Origin of the sequence: Bradyrhizobium sp. LLZ17, from assembly GCF_041200145.1 — a bacterium.
In the GTDB taxonomy this organism is placed as follows: Bacteria; Pseudomonadota; Alphaproteobacteria; order Rhizobiales; family Xanthobacteraceae; genus Bradyrhizobium.
The window spans coordinates 5053608-5068842 of sequence record NZ_CP165734.1; the positions used below are offsets into that span (position 1 = coordinate 5053608).

Sequence of the window (15235 nt, forward strand, 5' to 3'; positions counted from 1 at the left end):
GGGTTAGGCCGCCTTCTGCCCGCTCCCGGCATCGAGCCCGGCATAAACCCCGCGCTCGAAGCCCGCGAATGCCTCCAGGCACTTGCCGTCCGCAAACGGCAGAAGCTGCATCAGGATCACGCCGGTGACGTCGCGCGCAGGATCGATCCAGTAATAGGTATTGGCGAGGCCCGCCCAGGCGAGGCTGCCCGCGCTGCGGCCTTCCGGCGTCCTGGCGGTGTTGATCATGAAGCTGAGGCCCCACTTCTTGACCTGGTCCGGATAGAGGTCGACGTCGTTGGTGTAGATCGGCGCCGCCGTGGTCATCTTGGTCATGGCGAGATCGCCGATGTGGTTCTGTCCCATCGTCGCGACCGTCTCCGCCTTGAGCACCTGGTTGCCGTTGCCGCGGCCTTTGTTCAAGATCATCTGGGTGAACTTGATGTAGTCACCCGCGGTCGAATAGAGGCCGCCTCCACCCATGTGGAATTCCGGCTCCTGCTCAAGCTCGAACGGGATCGCGGCGAGCTGGCCGTCCTCGCCGCGCGCATGCATGCCGACCAGGCGCTTGCGCATGCTGTCGGTGATCTTGAAGGCCGTGTCGGACATTCCGAGCGGCACAAAAAGGTTGTCGCGCAGATATGCGTCGAGCCGCTTGCCGCTGACCGCTTCCACGGCCTTGCCGACGAAATCGATGTTGGTGCCGTATTCCCAGCGCGTGCCGGGATCGGTCATGATCGGTGTCTTCAACGCGGCGTTCTGGCAGGTGGTGATGGCCGGGGTGCCGGATTTGTCGAGATGGATCGCGAGATCGCCGTTCCACATGTTGTAGGCGAAGCCGGCGGTGTGGGTCATGAGCTGGCGCAGCGTGATCGGCCCCTTCGCCGGCCGCAGCTTCGGCTCGCCGCTGGCATCAAAACCTTCGAGCACCTGTGGCTTGGCCAGATCGGGCAGCACCGATCCGATCGGTGCGTCCAGCGAGAGCTTGCCTTGTTCAACCAGCTGCATCGCGCCTGCTGCTGTCACCGCCTTTGTCATCGATGCGATCCAGAACACGCTGTCGGTCGTCATCGCATCCGGTTTGGACAAATCGCGCTTGCCGAACGCGCCTTGATACAGCACGTCGTGACCGGTCGCGGCGATCGCGACGACGCCGGGGATCTCCTTGGCGTCGCTTGTCTTGCGCAGGAGTTCGTCGATCTCTGCCTGGTTTTGCATGCGTTTCCTCCGGTTTGATTATTGTTGGAAGCGATCGATTGTCCTCCCGCTTCCTTCTCGCGGCAAGCACATCCACCTAGCCGCCCCGGTCGCGATGTCGTGACTTGACGGTCCGTAGCTGACGCAGGAGGACAAGGCGGCGGAACTGCAATCTGCGGTGGATGGTCGCGTTTCGTGGTGACCAATGATGGATCGAGGCGATATGCTTCAGGAGTTTTTTCGAGCACTTGAAACATTTTGTGCGTTGCGACGTTCTGGACCCGACCCAATCGCGTGGCCGGCGTTAAAATTTGATGCGAATTTGGCGGTCGATCGGCCGCGAGGGGACCTTTGATGATTTCGACGTGGAGTGAGTGGAAGCGCTATCCCCGTCCCGGACGGGGCGATAACCTCGAGGCGCCGATCGCGCCCGGCATCTACGAAGTTCGCATCGCCAGCACCGGCGCGCTCTATTCGTTCGGCGCTGTCGACAATCTGGCGCAGGCGCTGGCACTGCTGCCGGTTGGCGCGAAATCCTGGTTCGGGCGCCGCGACGCGTCCGACGCGCCCGATCTCGAATACCGGACCTGTGCGACCTCGTCGAAGGCCGACGCCAAGGCGGCTGCGGAGCGCATGATCGGCCGACGCGAGACCTATATGAGCGGCGCGGCTTAGCCTCGCGGTTCCTATTTAACTCCCACCAGATGCGCGTTGCGGGGCGGTGCATTGCGCGCCGCCTGTGCCTATATTCCGGGCCGATCCGATCGCCCGAAGGAGTAACGCCATGACCCCGACCGCCGCCGCACGCGCTCAGCAAACCACCGCCGCCTTGCGCGACCGGCTGAAGGATCCCGCGCTCCTCAAGGAGGCCTGCTACATTGAGGGCGCCTGGGTCGGCTCGCCGAGTTTTGCTGTCAACAATCCCGCGACAGGCGTCGAGCTCGCGAAGATCCCGCAGCTTTCGGCCGCTGACGCCACCAGGGCGGTCGAAGCCGCCGAGCGCGCCTTTCCTAGCTGGGCCAAGCACACCGCCAAGCAGCGCTCCAACATCTTGCGCAAATGGTTCGAACTGATCGTCGCCAACCGCGACGACCTCGCGCTGATCCTCACTTCCGAGCAGGGCAAGCCGCTCTCCGAAGCCCTCGGTGAGGTCGACATCGGCGGCGCCTATGTCGAGTTCTTTGCCGAAGAAGCCCGCCGCGTCTACGGCGAGACCATCCCGACCCAGCGTCCCGATGCGCGGCTGCTCGCGATCAAGCAGCCGATCGGCGTCTGCGGCGCGATCACGCCGTGGAATTTCCCGAACTCGATGATCACGCGAAAAGTCTCGCCGGCGCTTGCGGCCGGCTGCACCGTGGTGCTCAAGTCCGCCAACGAAACGCCGCTGTCGGCGCTCGCGCTCGCAGCTCTTGCGGAAAAGGCCGGCGTGCCCAAGGGCGTGTTCAACATCATCACCGGCGATGCGGCACCCATTGGCAAGGTGTTGTGCGAGCATCCGGCGGTGCGCTTTGTCGGCTTTACCGGTTCGACCGCCGTCGGCAAGATCCTCTACCAGCAGGCCTCCGTCGGTGTGAAACGGCTGGGGCTCGAGCTCGGCGGCATGCGCCGTTCGTGGTGTTCGACGATGCCGATATCGACGCGGCGGTCGAAGGCGCGATCGTCTCGAAATACCGCAACATGGGCCAGACCTGCGTCTGCGCCAACCGCATCTATGCCCAGGACAAGATCTACGACGAGTTCGTGCAAAAGCTGTCGAAGAAGGTCGCGGCGATGAAGATCGGCGACGGCACCGAGAGTGGCGTCACTCAAGGGCCCCTGATCAACCTGAAAGCCGTCGACAAGGTCGAGCGCCACATTGCGGATGCCGTGAAGCGGGGCGCCAAGGTCGTCACCGGCGGCAAGCGCAGCGGGCTCGGACGCTCCTTCTTCGAACCGACCGTGCTGTCCGACGTCAAGCCGGACTCGCTGGTGGCGCAGGAAGAGACCTTTGGCCCGCTCGCGCCGGTGATCCGCTTCAAGGACGAAGCCGACGTCATCGCGATGTGCAACGCCTCGCCGTTCGGTCTCGCCTCCTACTTCTACTCCCGCGATCTCGGCCGCGTCTGGCGCGTGGCCGAAGCGCTGGAGTCGGGTATGGTCGGCGTCAACACCGGCCTGATCACCACCGAAGTCGCGCCGTTTGGCGGCGTCAAGGAGAGCGGCCTCGGCCGCGAAGGCTCGCATCACGGCATCGAGGAATATGTCGAGATCAAATACGTGATGATGGCGGGGGTGTAAGGGCGGCGTTATCCCTCCACGTCATTGCGATCGAAGCGAAGCAATCCAGAATCCTTCCGCGGAGACGGTCTGGATTGCTTCGTCGCAAGAGCTCCTCGCAATGACGCAGTTAAGAGCCAATCACCGCCGCAGCACCGCGATCGTCCGGTTCGCGAACGTCAGCCGCTCCGCCATCACCGACACGAAATAGGTCAGCAGCTTTTGGCTGAGCGTGGGATCCTCGCGCTTGATCGCGTCGAACTGGTGCGTGTTCAGTACATAGAGCACGCTGTCGACCTCGGCCTGGATGGTGGCGCTGCGCGGGGTCTGCGACACCAGGCCCATCTCGCCGATCGTGGTGTAGCGGCCGAGGCTGCGCACGCGGGTGGTGCGGTCGTCCTCGGCCGGAATCATGATGCCGACGCGGCCGTCGAGGATGAAGTGCATGGAATCGGCCGGGTCGCCGGCCTGCACGATGATGTCGCCGGCCTCGACCTCCAGGCGCTGGCAGCGGCGGATCAACTCGTCGGCGTCGCCCTCGCTGTCGAGAATGCCTGTGAACCAGTCGCGCAAGCTGGCCTGTTCCTGCGCCAGCCCCTGATGCTGCGCGATAAGCTCGTTCTCGCACCACTCCAGTGCACGATCGAGCTCGGGGATGATGATGACGCCGTCGCTGATGAAATCGCTGGAGCGCAGCACCTTCTCGGCCGCCGCCGACAGGTGCACCAGGATCAGCTCGACCCCGACATCACCCGCACTGCGCTTGATCTGCGCAAAACTATAGGCGGCCGATGAGTCGATTCCGGTGACGAGCTTGAAGTCGAATAGCAGATAACGGCACTCCGGGCGCTCCTGAAGCAGCTGCTTGACGTGCTGGTAGAGCCGGGTGGCGGAGCCGAAGAACAGATAGCTCTGGAGGTTGAGGCCCTGAATCTTGCCGCCATGCGCCAGCAGCACCTTCTGGTCGTCGCGCGAGCGGTCAAGCGAGGAGCGATATTCGGAGCCGTCAAAACCGTATTTGATCGATTCGACCCGCGCCGCGCTGAACGCGAAAGTCGCGCAGCCGAAGATCACGCCGATCAGGATGCCTGGCACGAAGCCCCAGACGACGATGATCGCGATGATGGCGATCAGCGACAGATATTCGAGCTTTGAAAGCCGCCTGCGCGATTCGATGAGCCATTTGTGCAGCTGGTCGGCGCCGAGATAGAGCAGCAGGCCGCCGAGCACGAATTTCGGCATGAAGCCGAGCAGCTCCGGTGCGACGGCGAGCATCAGCAGCGATATCGCTGCAACGGTGAGGGCGGACAGGCGCCCGCGGCCGCCGCTGGAGAAATTGAGGATCGAGCGGCTGACCGAGATGCAGCCGGCATAGCCAGCGAGGGCGCCGGTCAGGATGTTGGCGACGCCGGTGATGTTCAGCTCGCGCTCCAGATTGGCCTCGCGATGCACGGCGACCTCGATCCCGGTGGTGTTGAACAGCGTGCTGGAGGCCGCAACGAAGATGACGGCGACCACATTGCCGAGCAGGTCCGGGACAGCCGACCAGGGGTAGCTGGCGAGATCCTCGGTGCGCCAGGGCAGCATGAAGGCCGCCGGTGGCGGCGGCCGGAAGGTCCAGCCCATGGCGCGGGCCTCGTCCGGTGAAATCCCGGCGATCCAGAACGCCAGATGTGCCGCGAGCATGCCGCCGACCAGGATGATCGGCAACCCGAACGGGCTGCGCGACCGGTGCCAGGTCAGGTACAGCACCAGTGCAATCACGCAGGCGGCGCCCAGTTCCGAAAGCGTGACGGCGTTGGTGAAGCGCAGCATTGTTGCGAACTGCACGGGATGATCGGTGATCACCCGGATCGCACCCATCACGATCAAAAGCCCTGTGGCGCCAAGAAAGCCGCCGATGACGGGATAAGGCACGTAGCGGATGGCGCGGCCCATCCGCGTCAGGCCCAATCCGCACAGCGCTACCCCGGTCAACACGGTCGACAGGCCAAGCGTGATCAGGACCGGCGAGAGCAGGGGTAAATGAGCCGCCTCGATGCGTTCGACCACCGAGGCGGCCAAAATGCCCGTTACCGCGACGGTCGAGCTGTCGGGGCCGCCGACAGCAAAGGGTAGGGAGCTGCCCAACCCGATCGTCGCCGCAAGCACCGCGGTGCTGATGAAGGTTGCTGCAATACCGTAGGCGAGATAGGGCGACAGCGGGCCGGCGAAGATCAGCAGCGCATAGGACAGCCCGAAGGTGACGGCCAGGACGCTGGCGGCTGCTCCGCCCAAGACATCATTCAGCGCACGTTTGAGCGACGGATTGACCCCGGCGACCGGACCGAAGCCAATTGCTGGATCTGTCACGTCCTGACACTCGCTCATGAGGAATTGCCGTCCGAGAGGTAGACGACGGCGAGCCTAGCGCAACAGGATTCTTTCAAGTGTGAAATTGTCGACATTTTGGGCGACGACGGCAGGGATTTAGCTGGCCGAGGCTCTCCCCGTCGTTGCGAGCGCAGCGAAGCAATCCAGAATCCCGCCGTGGAGACAGGCTGGATTGCTTCGCTTCGCCGCTTCGCTCGCAATGACGGATTGAGCGGGGCCGCCCTAAATCTTCAGCTCCGCCCCCGTCACCCGCCGGTACGCTTCCAGGTACCGCTTACTCGTCGCCTCCACCACGCTCGCCGGGAGAGGCGGCGGTGGGGCGTCGCCGTTCCAGCGGCCGGCGCGGCGTTCGACGTCGAGATAGTCGCGCAGCGGCTGCTTGTCGAAGCTCGCCTGCGGCTGGCCCGGCTTGTAGGCGTCGACTGCCCAGAACCGCGAGGAGTCCGGCGTCATCACCTCGTCGATCAGGATGATGCGGCCGTCCTTGTCGCGGCCGAACTCGAACTTGGTGTCGGCGATGATGATGCCCTGCTCGCGGGCGAGCTCCTCGCCGAGCGTGTAGATCGCGCGCGTCATGCTCTCGAGCGTGTAGGCCGTCTCGTCGCCGACCACCTCGCGCATCCGCGCGATCGTGATGTTCTCGTCGTGGCCGGTCTCGGCCTTGGTCGCCGGGCTGAAGATCGCGGGCTCGAGCTTTTCGCTTTCGACCAGACCGGCTTTCAGCTTCTCACCCGCGAGCGTGCCGGAGCCGGCATATTCCTTCCAGGCGGAGCCCGAGAGATAGCCGCGGATCACGCATTCGATCGGGAATACCGTCGTCCGCTTGCACAGCATGGCGCGGCCGAGAATCTCGGCGCGATGCGGCTTCAAGACCGGCAGGGCTGCGATGATCTCGTCGGTATCGGCGCTGATCATGTGATGCGGCACCACGCCTTCGAGCTCGCCAAACCAGAACGCACTGATCTGGGTCAGCACCGCGCCTTTCATCGGGATGGTCTCGCCCATCACGACGTCGAAGGCGCTGATGCGGTCGGTGGTGACGAGCAGCAGGCGATCGTCGTCGACGGCGTAGATGTCGCGCACCTTGCCGCGCCCGATCTTGGGCAAAGGCAGGTCGCTGGAGAGCATAGTGGTCATCAGGGACGGCTTTCAGGGCAGGAATCCAGCCGCACCGGAGCGCGCGGCCGGACACCGGATTAGCCTATTCCGGCAGCGGAATGAACTCATGTTCCTGCGGAACCACCGCGAACCGGCCGGTTTTCCAGTCCTGCTTGGCCTGCTCGATCCGCTCCTTGCTGGAGGAGACGAAATTCCACCAGATGTGGCGCGGCCCTTCCAGCGCATCACCGCCGAGAAACATCATCCGCGTCGGTTTCAACGTCTTCACCGTGATGCGGTCGCCGGGCCGGAAGATTAGCAGCCGCGGTCCCTCGTAGCGCTCGTTTGCGATCTCGACCTCGCCGTCGACGACATAGATCGCGCGCTCCTCGTGATCGGGATCGAGCGGCACGCTGGCACCCGCGACGGCCGTGACCTCGGTGTAGAACCAGGGTGAGACCATCGAGACCGGCGAAGTGATGCCGAAAGCGGAGCCGGCGATCACGCGCGCGGTGAAATCGCGCTCGGAGATCATCGGCAAGTCGCCCGCGCCGTAATGCTGGAAGGACGGCGCGATCTCTTCGGATCCGGCCGGCAGCGCGATCCAGCTTTGCAGGCCCAGCATCTGCTGGCCTGAGGCGCGCTGCGCATCCGGCGTTCGCTCGGAATGGGCGATGCCGCGCCCCGCCGTCATCAAATTCATCGCGCCCGGCTGGATCTCGCAGACGTTGCCCTCGCTGTCGCGATGCATGATCGAGCCGTCAAAGAGATAGGTCACGGTGGCGAGCCCGATATGCGGATGCGGCCGTACGTCCATGCCCTTGCCCGACATGAACTGAACCGGGCCGAAATGGTCGAAGAAAATGAAGGGACCGACCATCTGCCGCTTGCCATGCGGCAGCGCGCGCCGCACCACGAATCCGTCGCCGAGATCGCGGGTGCGCGGCACGATGACGAGATCGAGCGCATCGCAGGACATGGGATCGCCGAGCACGGGATCGCCGAGCACGGGATCGTTGGAGGGTTGCCAGCTCATGGTGGGCTCCTTTTGGCCTTTTTCGAGCTAAATCGTAACAGGATTTCGTGCGGCCGTCGCGGCATAGCGGACCACATACTCCGCCGTCATCGCCCGCGAAAGCGGGCGATCCAGTACGCCGCGGCCTCTCGGTCGATCACTGCCGTCTCGGAGTACTGGATCGTTCGGTCAAGCCGGACGATGACAGCTGGGGTGCGGATGGTTCTTGAAAAAATCGACGCAACGAACGATGTTCGGCCGACCGCAACTTTGATCGACCGCAGCCTTCGATGACAACAGCCGCCCTCGAACTCGCCTTCCGTGCTGCCAGCGTGGCGCTGTTGCTGGTGCTGGCGACGTCATTGCTCGCGGGTTTTCGCAATGTGCCGGCCGGGCGGCTCGGCGCGGCTTTCGCGCTGGGCTCGGCCGCGCATGCGGCGAGCTATTCCGTGGATGTCACGTCGCGGGTCCCGCTCTGGCATGCACCGCTGATCGCATTGTCGACCGGGACCATGGTGGTGTTCTGGCTGTTCACGCGCTCCCTGTTCGACGACGAGTTTCGCCTGCGCTGGTGGCACGGAGCGATCTGGGCGCTGGTGACGGCCTTCAGCTTCGCGGGCTGCGTCTGGATTGCACCCAGCGGGCACGTGCGGTTCTCGGTGACGGTGGTCAATCTGATCGTGCTCGGCTTCATTGCGCTTGCGATCGGGCAGACGATCGCCTCGTGGCCGGCCGACCTGGTCGAGCGCCGCCGCAGCGCTCGCGTCTTCGTCGTCTGCGCAACCGCGCTCTATGGCGGGCTGAACGCGCTGCTTCAGATCGCCGTCGCCGGCCACCAATTCGGTGATGTCGCCGAAACCGTCAATGCCGGCGTGCTTGCCTGCACCGTCGCGGCGATCGTCCATGCCATGATGCGCGTTGACGGGGCGGACCTGTTTCCGGCCGCGGCGGAGCCCGCATCGCCGATTGTTTTCAGTCGGCCTGCGGCCGATGACGTTGCCGACCAAAAGCTCGTCGACGCCTTGATGCGGCTGATGGCCGACGAGCGGATCTACCGCCAGGAGAACATCACCATCGGCGTGCTGGCGGGCCGGCTGAAGATCCGGAATACCGGTTGCGCCGGCTGATCAACCAGCGGCTCGGTTATCGCAACTTCAATGTGTTTCTGAACAATCACCGGATCGAGGAGGCCAAGGCCGCACTCGCCGACCCCGCCCAGGTCGCGGTTCCCGTCATCACCATAGCGATGGATTCAGGCTTCCAGTCGCTCGGCCCCTTCAACCGCGCCTTCAAGGCGGTGACGGGCGTGACGCCGACGGAATATCGCCGGCTGAAGGCTGATGCGCCCTGAAATACCAGCCCACTGAAATCACATCAGAATTTCAAACTCGGCTAGCCTCGGTCAGTTTCGACGAGGTCGTATTTCGAATCCGGCGAGCACGTTTCGCCCGCGTCCGGCTCCTTCTCCGCCATTCGCCCGAAGCCGGAGAAAGCCCGTGACCCGCCGCCGCAAGATCATCCTCGCTATTACCGCCATTGCCTGTGCCGGCCTCGCTCTTGGGGCAGCGCGGGCCCGCAACGTGCCCAAGATTGCCACGGGCTTCATCGCCCACACGCTCTGTTCGGAGACGTTCGTCTCCGGCCTCGATCCCAGCCGCGACCTCGCCGAGACCACCGAGGCCATGCCGGGTGCGGGTCTTTTGACCTGGGCGATGGATTTTCGGGTCGATCGCGCCCGCAAGGACGTCACCGTGTCCCTGTTTGGCATCGGTCGCAGCCATGCCGTCTATCGCGAAGGGCTCGGCTGCACGCTCGAGCACGGCACCGCGCTCACCGACGTGGCGATACCGGTCGACGACGAGCGGCCCGCCTTGCTCCCCGAGATCGCCGGCCGGGGGATCGTGCCGCCGCAAAGCGAGAGGCTGTCGGCCGCGCTCGATCGCGCTTTCGCCGAGCCCGCGCAACCGCCTTATCGCCGCACCCGCGCGATCGTCGTCATGAAGGCCGGCCGCATCGTCGCCGAGCGCTATGCGGATGGTGTCGGGCCGCAGACGCAGCTGCTCGGCTTCTCCATGACGAAGTCGGTGACCTCGGCGTTGACAGGCATTCTCGTGCGCCAGGGCAAGTTGAAGCTCGACGGGCCGGCGCCGGTCGCCGCCTGGCAAGATCCGGATGACCCGCGCAATGTCGTCACCGTCGATCAATTGCTGCGTCACACCGCTGGGCTTGCGCTCGGAAGCTCGTTGGAGGCCTCGCTCGGCTCCGTCCTCGAACCGGTCAATGCCATGAAATACGCCGAAGACGATATGGCCAGCTTTGCCGAGCGCGCGCCGCTTGCGACCGCACCGGGCGCGGCTTGGAATTATCACGACGGCAACTTCCTCATTCTCGCGCAGCTGATCCGCAACGCCGCCGGTGGCAAGCCGGGGGATGCGCTGGCCTTCGCACGCCGCGAATTGTTTGCGCCGCTCGGCATGCGCGACGTCACGCTCCAGCTCGACGGAGCCGGCACGGTCGAGGGCTCCGGCGAGATGCTGGCATCCGCGCGCGACTGGGCGCGTTTCGGCCAGCTCTATCTCAATGACGGCGTCGTCGGCGGCAAGCGCATCCTCCCGGAAGGCTGGGTGAATTATTCCGCGACGGCGACGCCGCATGCCTGGGTCGGCATCGGCGCCGGCTTCTGGACCAATCAGGGCGACAGCTTTGGCGCGAAGTTTCGCGTGGAGCACGGCTGGCCGCGCGATGCCTTCTTCGCCAAGGGCACGATCGGGCAGTACACGATCGTGATCCCCTCGGAAAAACTGGTGATCGTACGGATGGGCCGCTCGCTGAACTGGCCGCCGCAAGTGGATGGCGTGTTCGACCTGGTCCGGGACGTGGTGGGGGCGACGCGCGAGACGGGAAAGATGATGGGCGCAAATTAGCGCGCTGCTCTCTATCCTTCTCCCTTGTGGGAGAAGGTGGGCGAAGCGCCGGATGAGGGGTCTGTTTCCGCGATTTCTACTGCAACAGATGTGCTCGCCGAGAGAACCCCTCACCCGGCTCGCCGCTATGCGGCGAACCACCCTCTCCCACAAGGGGCGAGGGTGCACCGCCTGCGCGGCGCGAATTCTACCTTCCCAGTTCCGTGGCCTTCGCCACACGATCGAACCGCTCCAGCGTCATGATCGCATCGGCGAATGTCTCCGCCCGTGCATTCAGCACCGGCCGTGCCAGCGTCAGAAATTTCTGCTGCATCGCCTGCGCGTCGGGGAAGGAGGTCGGCTCGCCGGAAGGATCGGCATAGAGCCGCTCGTGCACGCCATCGTCGGTGGTGATGCTGACCCGGGCGCCGAACGGATGGGTGCGGCCAACCTCGAGGCGGTCGTCCTGCACCACGTCGAACTTGTCGGCGAGCGCGTCGATCGCGGCATCGCCGAGGCGGCCGTAATCGTCCCAGCCAAATGAGCCCTGGTCGAGCGCGAGCGCGCCGGTGAAGAACATCGAGAACTGGCCGCCGACGATCGAGGTCGGATGCCGCTTGGTGGCGGCATCGCCGGTCAGCGTGATGCCGTTGCGATGCAGCCCGATCTCGACGCGCTTGACCTGGTCGGGTGTCAGATTGTGCTCGCGCCGCATCGCGATCAGCGCGTCGATCGCGGCATGCGTATAACGGCAGCTCGGATAGGGTTTGACGCCGATCTTCATGGTCTCGTAGGTCTTGCCGAGCCCGGCCACCGCCTTGTCGGGATGCGCATCGTCGGTGTAGCCGGCGAGCAGGCCGTGCTTGCCTTCGACCGATTCCGTCGCGCCGACGAAATCGTTGCGCGCCAGCGTTGCGGCGATCACGCCGTTCATGGCGGCGGCGCCGACCTGGTAGCGCTTGTTCCAGCCACCGTTGACCAGAAATTGCAGGGAGCCCGCGGCCTGGCTACCGGAGACGCCGAACGCCGCGATGATCTGCTGCTCGCTGAGGCCGTACAGCTTGCCGGCTGCCGCCGCCGCGCCATAGGTGCCGGCGGTCGCCGTCGGATGGAAGCCGCGCGCATAATGCGAGGTCGGGTCAAGCGCGTTGCCGAGCCGGCAGCAGACCTCGTAGCCCGCGACGATCGCGGTCAGCACGTCGCGCCCGGAGGCGCCGACCATCTCGCCGATTGCGAACGCGGCCGGAACCACCGGCGCGCTCGGATGCAGCGAGGAATCCGCGTGCGTGTCATCAAAGTCGAGGGAATGGCCGAGCGCGCCGTTGAGGAGCGCCGCCACCGCCGGGGTCCACGTCTTGCTGTCGCCGAACACGGTCGAGTCACCCTTGGTGTCGAGCGCCAGCGCCTCCAGCATTTTCAGCAGCGACGGCGTCGATTCCGCCTCGCTGCGGGCGCGGATGGCGCTGCCGATGAAATCCAGAATCAGCACCTTGGCGCGCTCCAGCACCTCAGCCGGAATATCCCCGTATTTCAGATTGAAGACATAGCCGGCGAGCGTTGCGGTTTCGTGAGCCATCGTGTTTCCTCGATTTGGCGGGCAAGTTAGGCGGGCTGATTTGGGCTTTCAAGCGGCCTCGCGGCCGTGGGCATCAGCTATGCTGCCGGCATGGACGGGATCGGCGACCGAGGCGTTTGACCATGGCACTCGCAACACAGCTGTTCGACCGGGTCTGGTCGCGAAAAACGCAACTAGGCTTGGCGGTCCGGGTCACGGTGGCCGCAACGGCCGCCTATGCAGTTGCCACGGCCCTGCACCTGCTGTTGCCGCTCTGGGCGGTCCTCACCTCGATCATCGTGACCCAGATGAGCGTCGGACGCTCGCTGAAGGCGACGCGCGACTACATGCTCGGCACGATCGGCGGCGCGGTCTATGGTGGCGCCATCGCAATCCTGATCCCTTATTCCGGCGAACTCGGTCTTCTCGGCTTGCTGGTGCTGGCGGTGGCGCCGCTGGCCTTTGTCGCGGCGATCTATCCGAACCTGAGCTCTGCAACGGTGACGGCCGTGATCGTGCTCGTGCTTCCCACCATGCACCATGCCGATCCCATGGCCTCGGCGATCGATCGCGTCAGCGAAGTCTCGGTCGGCGCCATCACCGGGCTGCTGGTCTCCTTCCTGGTGCTGCCGTCGCGCGCGGTGCAGCAGATTCGCGCCAGCGCGGCGAAACTGCTCGAGCTGATCGCGGAGGCGTTCACGGAGCTGCTGGCCGGCCTGACGCGCGGCCGCGACAACGACGCGCTGCACCGGATCCAGGATGGCATCGGCACCGCGATGGTAGGCCTCAACGCCATCGGCTCGGAGGCCGAGCGTGAGCGCGCGGCGCGCCTGTCGGGTGGTCCGGATACCGGCCCGCTGCTGCGAACCATTCTGCGGCTACGCCACGATGTCGTGATGATCGGCCGCTCCACCGTGGTGCCGTTGCCGGTCGAGGTGCAGGTCATGCTCGCCGCCCCGCTGGCGGAAGTCAGCGCGGCGATCGTGCGCTTCCTGAAATCGGCGGCTGAAGCCTTGCGCGAGGGCGCCGGCGCGCCGCCGATCCACCCCGTGCACGTCGCGCTCCAGCATTATTCCGACGCCGTCGCCGCCGTGCGCCAGGAAGGCCTGATCCGCGGCCAGCCCGCCGACACCGCGGAGCGCTTCTTCGCCCTCGGCTTCTCGCTGGAGCAGATGCACCAGAACCTCTGCGATCTCGACCGCGTCGTCGGCGAATGGTCGGAAGCCGCGGCGGACAAGCCCGCGCGGGTGACGGAGTGAGTGAAACGGAATGGGCTTAAGCTGATCAATCCGGCCACGAACTGGCGGACTGTGCCGATCATCCCGCCAATCTGCGCGCCAGCCGCTGGAAGCGCAGGATCAACAGCCCGGCATAGACGAACGAGCCGATCGACAGCCCAATCCAGACACCGACCGCGCCGAGATGGGCGTGAAATGCCAATATCCAGGCGATCGGGAAGGCAACGCACCAATAGCCGATCGCCGCGAACACCAGCGTCATCCTGGTGTCGTTGAGGCCGCGCAGCGCGCCGCCGATGATGGTCTGGAGGCCGTCGGCGATGAAGAAGGTGGCGCCGACCAGGAGCAGCGTCGCGGTCAGCTCGACGGTGGCCGCGCTGGCCTCGCCGCTGCCGAAGAACAGCCGCCCCAGCGCATAACGGCCGAGGACGATCGCGATGGTCAGGGCCGCGGCGAACGCGATTCCGAGCACCGCCGCGACGAGACCCGCGCGTCGCACGGCCGCAGGCTCGTTGCGGCCGACGGCGTGGCCGACCCGCACGGTCGCGGCCATGCCGATCCCGAGCGGCACCATGAACAGCACGGCCGTGACCTGAAGCGCGATCTGGTGCGCGGCAAGCGCGGTGGTCGAGATCAGGCCCATCAACAGCGCCGCCGAGGAGAACAAGCCATATTCCATCAGCATCGAAAACGAGATCGGCGCCCCGAGCGCGACGAGCTCGCGCAGCAGCGGCCAGTCGATCTGCCAGAGATCGGCGAGCGGCCGATACGAGGCGAACGGCTTTCGCCAGGCGACGATTGCGAGAGCTGCGACGAAGGTGCCGAGATTGACCAAACTGGTCGCTAGGCCTGCGCCAAGCAGGCCGAGTTCCGGCAGGCCGAACAGGCCGTGGATCAGCACGTAGACCAGGGCGCCGTTGGCGGGGATCGCCGCGAGCGTGATCCACAGCGGCGCCTGCGGCCGGTTCATCGCGCTCATCAGGCCGCGCAGCGCGACGAAGCCGAGTGCGGGCGCGATGCCCCAGGCCAGCCCGTTCAGATAGTGCTGGGCCAGCGCGGCCGAATGCGGCGCCTGCCCGAGCGCCAGCAGGATGTGCTCGCCATAGAGCGGCGAGGCCATCATCGGCAGCGATATCAGCAATGCCACCCACAGCCCGACGCGCAAGGCGCGCCGCATCCGCCTGACGTCGCCGGCGCCAAACGCCTGCGCGGCCAGCGGCGACACGGCGACGACGAGACCGAGTCCGAAGGTGAAGCTGACGAAATACACCGTGTGCGCAAGTGCCGCAGCTGCGACCGCGTCCTCGCCAAGTCGGCCGATCAGCGCGAGATCGGTCGTCATCATCGCCATCTGCCCGAGCTGCGTCAGCATCATCGGCACGGCCAGCCGCAGCGTCTCGACGAATTCATCGGCGAGATGGTTTTGCTGCACGCCGGGCTGCGGCTGCGGAGGATGTTGGACAGTGTCGAGCATGGCGGCGTCAATAGCACAGCCGCACGTCGAAAACATGGCCCCGAGAGCGAGACGGGTGAGTGGCTCTATCTGCTAGCTCGGTATCGTAGGGTGGGCAAAGGCGCACTTGCGCCGTGCCCACCATCAAGGATTTCGAGAGAAATGGTG

General features: G+C 65.3%; 9 protein-coding genes and 2 pseudogenes. 5 read left to right on the plus strand and 6 right to left on the minus strand.

Translation table 11 applies throughout. The annotated features are described in order from the left end of the window. Positions 1 to 3 precede the first annotated feature (3 nt). The gene (locus AB8Z38_RS24395; RefSeq protein WP_369720311.1) at positions 4 to 1197 is read right to left on the minus strand and encodes a serine hydrolase domain-containing protein; all 1194 of its coding nucleotides are present in this window, start codon (positions 1195 to 1197) and stop codon (positions 4 to 6) included. Between the two features lie 333 nt (positions 1198 to 1530). Between AB8Z38_RS24395 and AB8Z38_RS24400 the strand changes: the two genes are divergently transcribed. Further along, complete coding sequence (locus tag AB8Z38_RS24400; protein WP_369720312.1) at positions 1531 to 1851, plus strand: hypothetical protein; 321 nt, start codon at positions 1531 to 1533, stop codon at positions 1849 to 1851. A gap of 109 nt (positions 1852 to 1960) precedes the next feature. Then, positions 1961 to 3453: pseudogene (locus AB8Z38_RS24405) on the plus strand (NAD-dependent succinate-semialdehyde dehydrogenase). Positions 3454 to 3573: 120 nt separating this feature from the next. Here the strand turns inward: AB8Z38_RS24405 and AB8Z38_RS24410 are convergent. From AB8Z38_RS24410 to AB8Z38_RS24420, 3 genes are all read right to left on the minus strand, one after another. Next, positions 3574 to 5784, minus strand: coding sequence for an SLC26A/SulP transporter family protein (locus tag AB8Z38_RS24410; RefSeq protein WP_369720313.1), 2211 nt, complete (start codon positions 5782 to 5784; stop codon positions 3574 to 3576). 243 nt (positions 5785 to 6027) lie between these two features. Beyond that, positions 6028 to 6942, minus strand: a complete 915-nt coding sequence (locus AB8Z38_RS24415) for a phosphoribosylaminoimidazolesuccinocarboxamide synthase (RefSeq protein WP_369720314.1) — start codon at positions 6940 to 6942, stop codon at positions 6028 to 6030. A 64-nt stretch (positions 6943 to 7006) separates the two neighbouring features. Further along, the gene (locus AB8Z38_RS24420; protein ID WP_369720315.1) at positions 7007 to 7939 is read right to left on the minus strand and encodes a pirin family protein; all 933 of its coding nucleotides are present in this window, start codon (positions 7937 to 7939) and stop codon (positions 7007 to 7009) included. Positions 7940 to 8208: 269 nt separating this feature from the next. Between AB8Z38_RS24420 and AB8Z38_RS24425 the strand changes: the two are divergent. After that, positions 8209 to 9269: pseudogene (locus AB8Z38_RS24425) on the plus strand (helix-turn-helix domain-containing protein). 145 nt (positions 9270 to 9414) lie between these two features. Beyond that, complete coding sequence (locus AB8Z38_RS24430; RefSeq protein WP_369720316.1) at positions 9415 to 10842, plus strand: serine hydrolase domain-containing protein; 1428 nt, start codon at positions 9415 to 9417, stop codon at positions 10840 to 10842. A 187-nt stretch (positions 10843 to 11029) separates the two neighbouring features. Here the strand turns inward: AB8Z38_RS24430 and AB8Z38_RS24435 are convergent, their stop codons facing one another. Next, on the minus strand, positions 11030 to 12397 hold the full coding sequence (locus AB8Z38_RS24435) for an MmgE/PrpD family protein (RefSeq protein WP_369720317.1): 1368 nt from the start codon (positions 12395 to 12397) through the stop codon (positions 11030 to 11032). Positions 12398 to 12519: 122 nt separating this feature from the next. On the opposite strand from AB8Z38_RS24435, the gene AB8Z38_RS24440 reads away from it, so the two are divergent. Continuing rightward, positions 12520 to 13635 carry an aromatic acid exporter family protein gene (locus AB8Z38_RS24440; protein WP_369720318.1) on the plus strand — a complete coding sequence of 372 codons (1116 nt, stop codon included), beginning with the start codon at positions 12520 to 12522 and terminating at the stop codon, positions 13633 to 13635. Positions 13636 to 13693: 58 nt separating this feature from the next. On the opposite strand, the gene AB8Z38_RS24445 is transcribed toward AB8Z38_RS24440, so the two are convergent. Continuing rightward, the gene (locus AB8Z38_RS24445) at positions 13694 to 15088 is read right to left on the minus strand and encodes an MATE family efflux transporter (protein ID WP_369720319.1); all 1395 of its coding nucleotides are present in this window, start codon (positions 15086 to 15088) and stop codon (positions 13694 to 13696) included. Between the last annotated feature and the right edge of the window lie 147 nt (positions 15089 to 15235).

What these genes read in the sequence shown, in the direction of transcription:
- AB8Z38_RS24420 (WP_369720315.1), bottom strand. Translation starts at nt 7,939, where the DNA reads ATGAGCTGGCAACCCTCCAACGATCCCGTGCTCGGCGATCCCGTGCTC.
- AB8Z38_RS24395 (WP_369720311.1), bottom strand. Translation starts at nt 1,197, where the DNA reads ATGCAAAACCAGGCAGAGATCGACGAACTCCTGCGCAAGACAAGCGAC.
- AB8Z38_RS24445 (WP_369720319.1), bottom strand. Translation starts at nt 15,088, where the DNA reads ATGCTCGACACTGTCCAACATCCTCCGCAGCCGCAGCCCGGCGTGCAG.
- AB8Z38_RS24400 (WP_369720312.1), top strand. Translation starts at nt 1,531, where the DNA reads ATGATTTCGACGTGGAGTGAGTGGAAGCGCTATCCCCGTCCCGGACGG.
- AB8Z38_RS24415 (WP_369720314.1), bottom strand. Translation starts at nt 6,942, where the DNA reads ATGACCACTATGCTCTCCAGCGACCTGCCTTTGCCCAAGATCGGGCGC.
- AB8Z38_RS24440 (WP_369720318.1), top strand. Translation starts at nt 12,520, where the DNA reads ATGGCACTCGCAACACAGCTGTTCGACCGGGTCTGGTCGCGAAAAACG.
- AB8Z38_RS24435 (WP_369720317.1), bottom strand. Translation starts at nt 12,397, where the DNA reads ATGGCTCACGAAACCGCAACGCTCGCCGGCTATGTCTTCAATCTGAAA.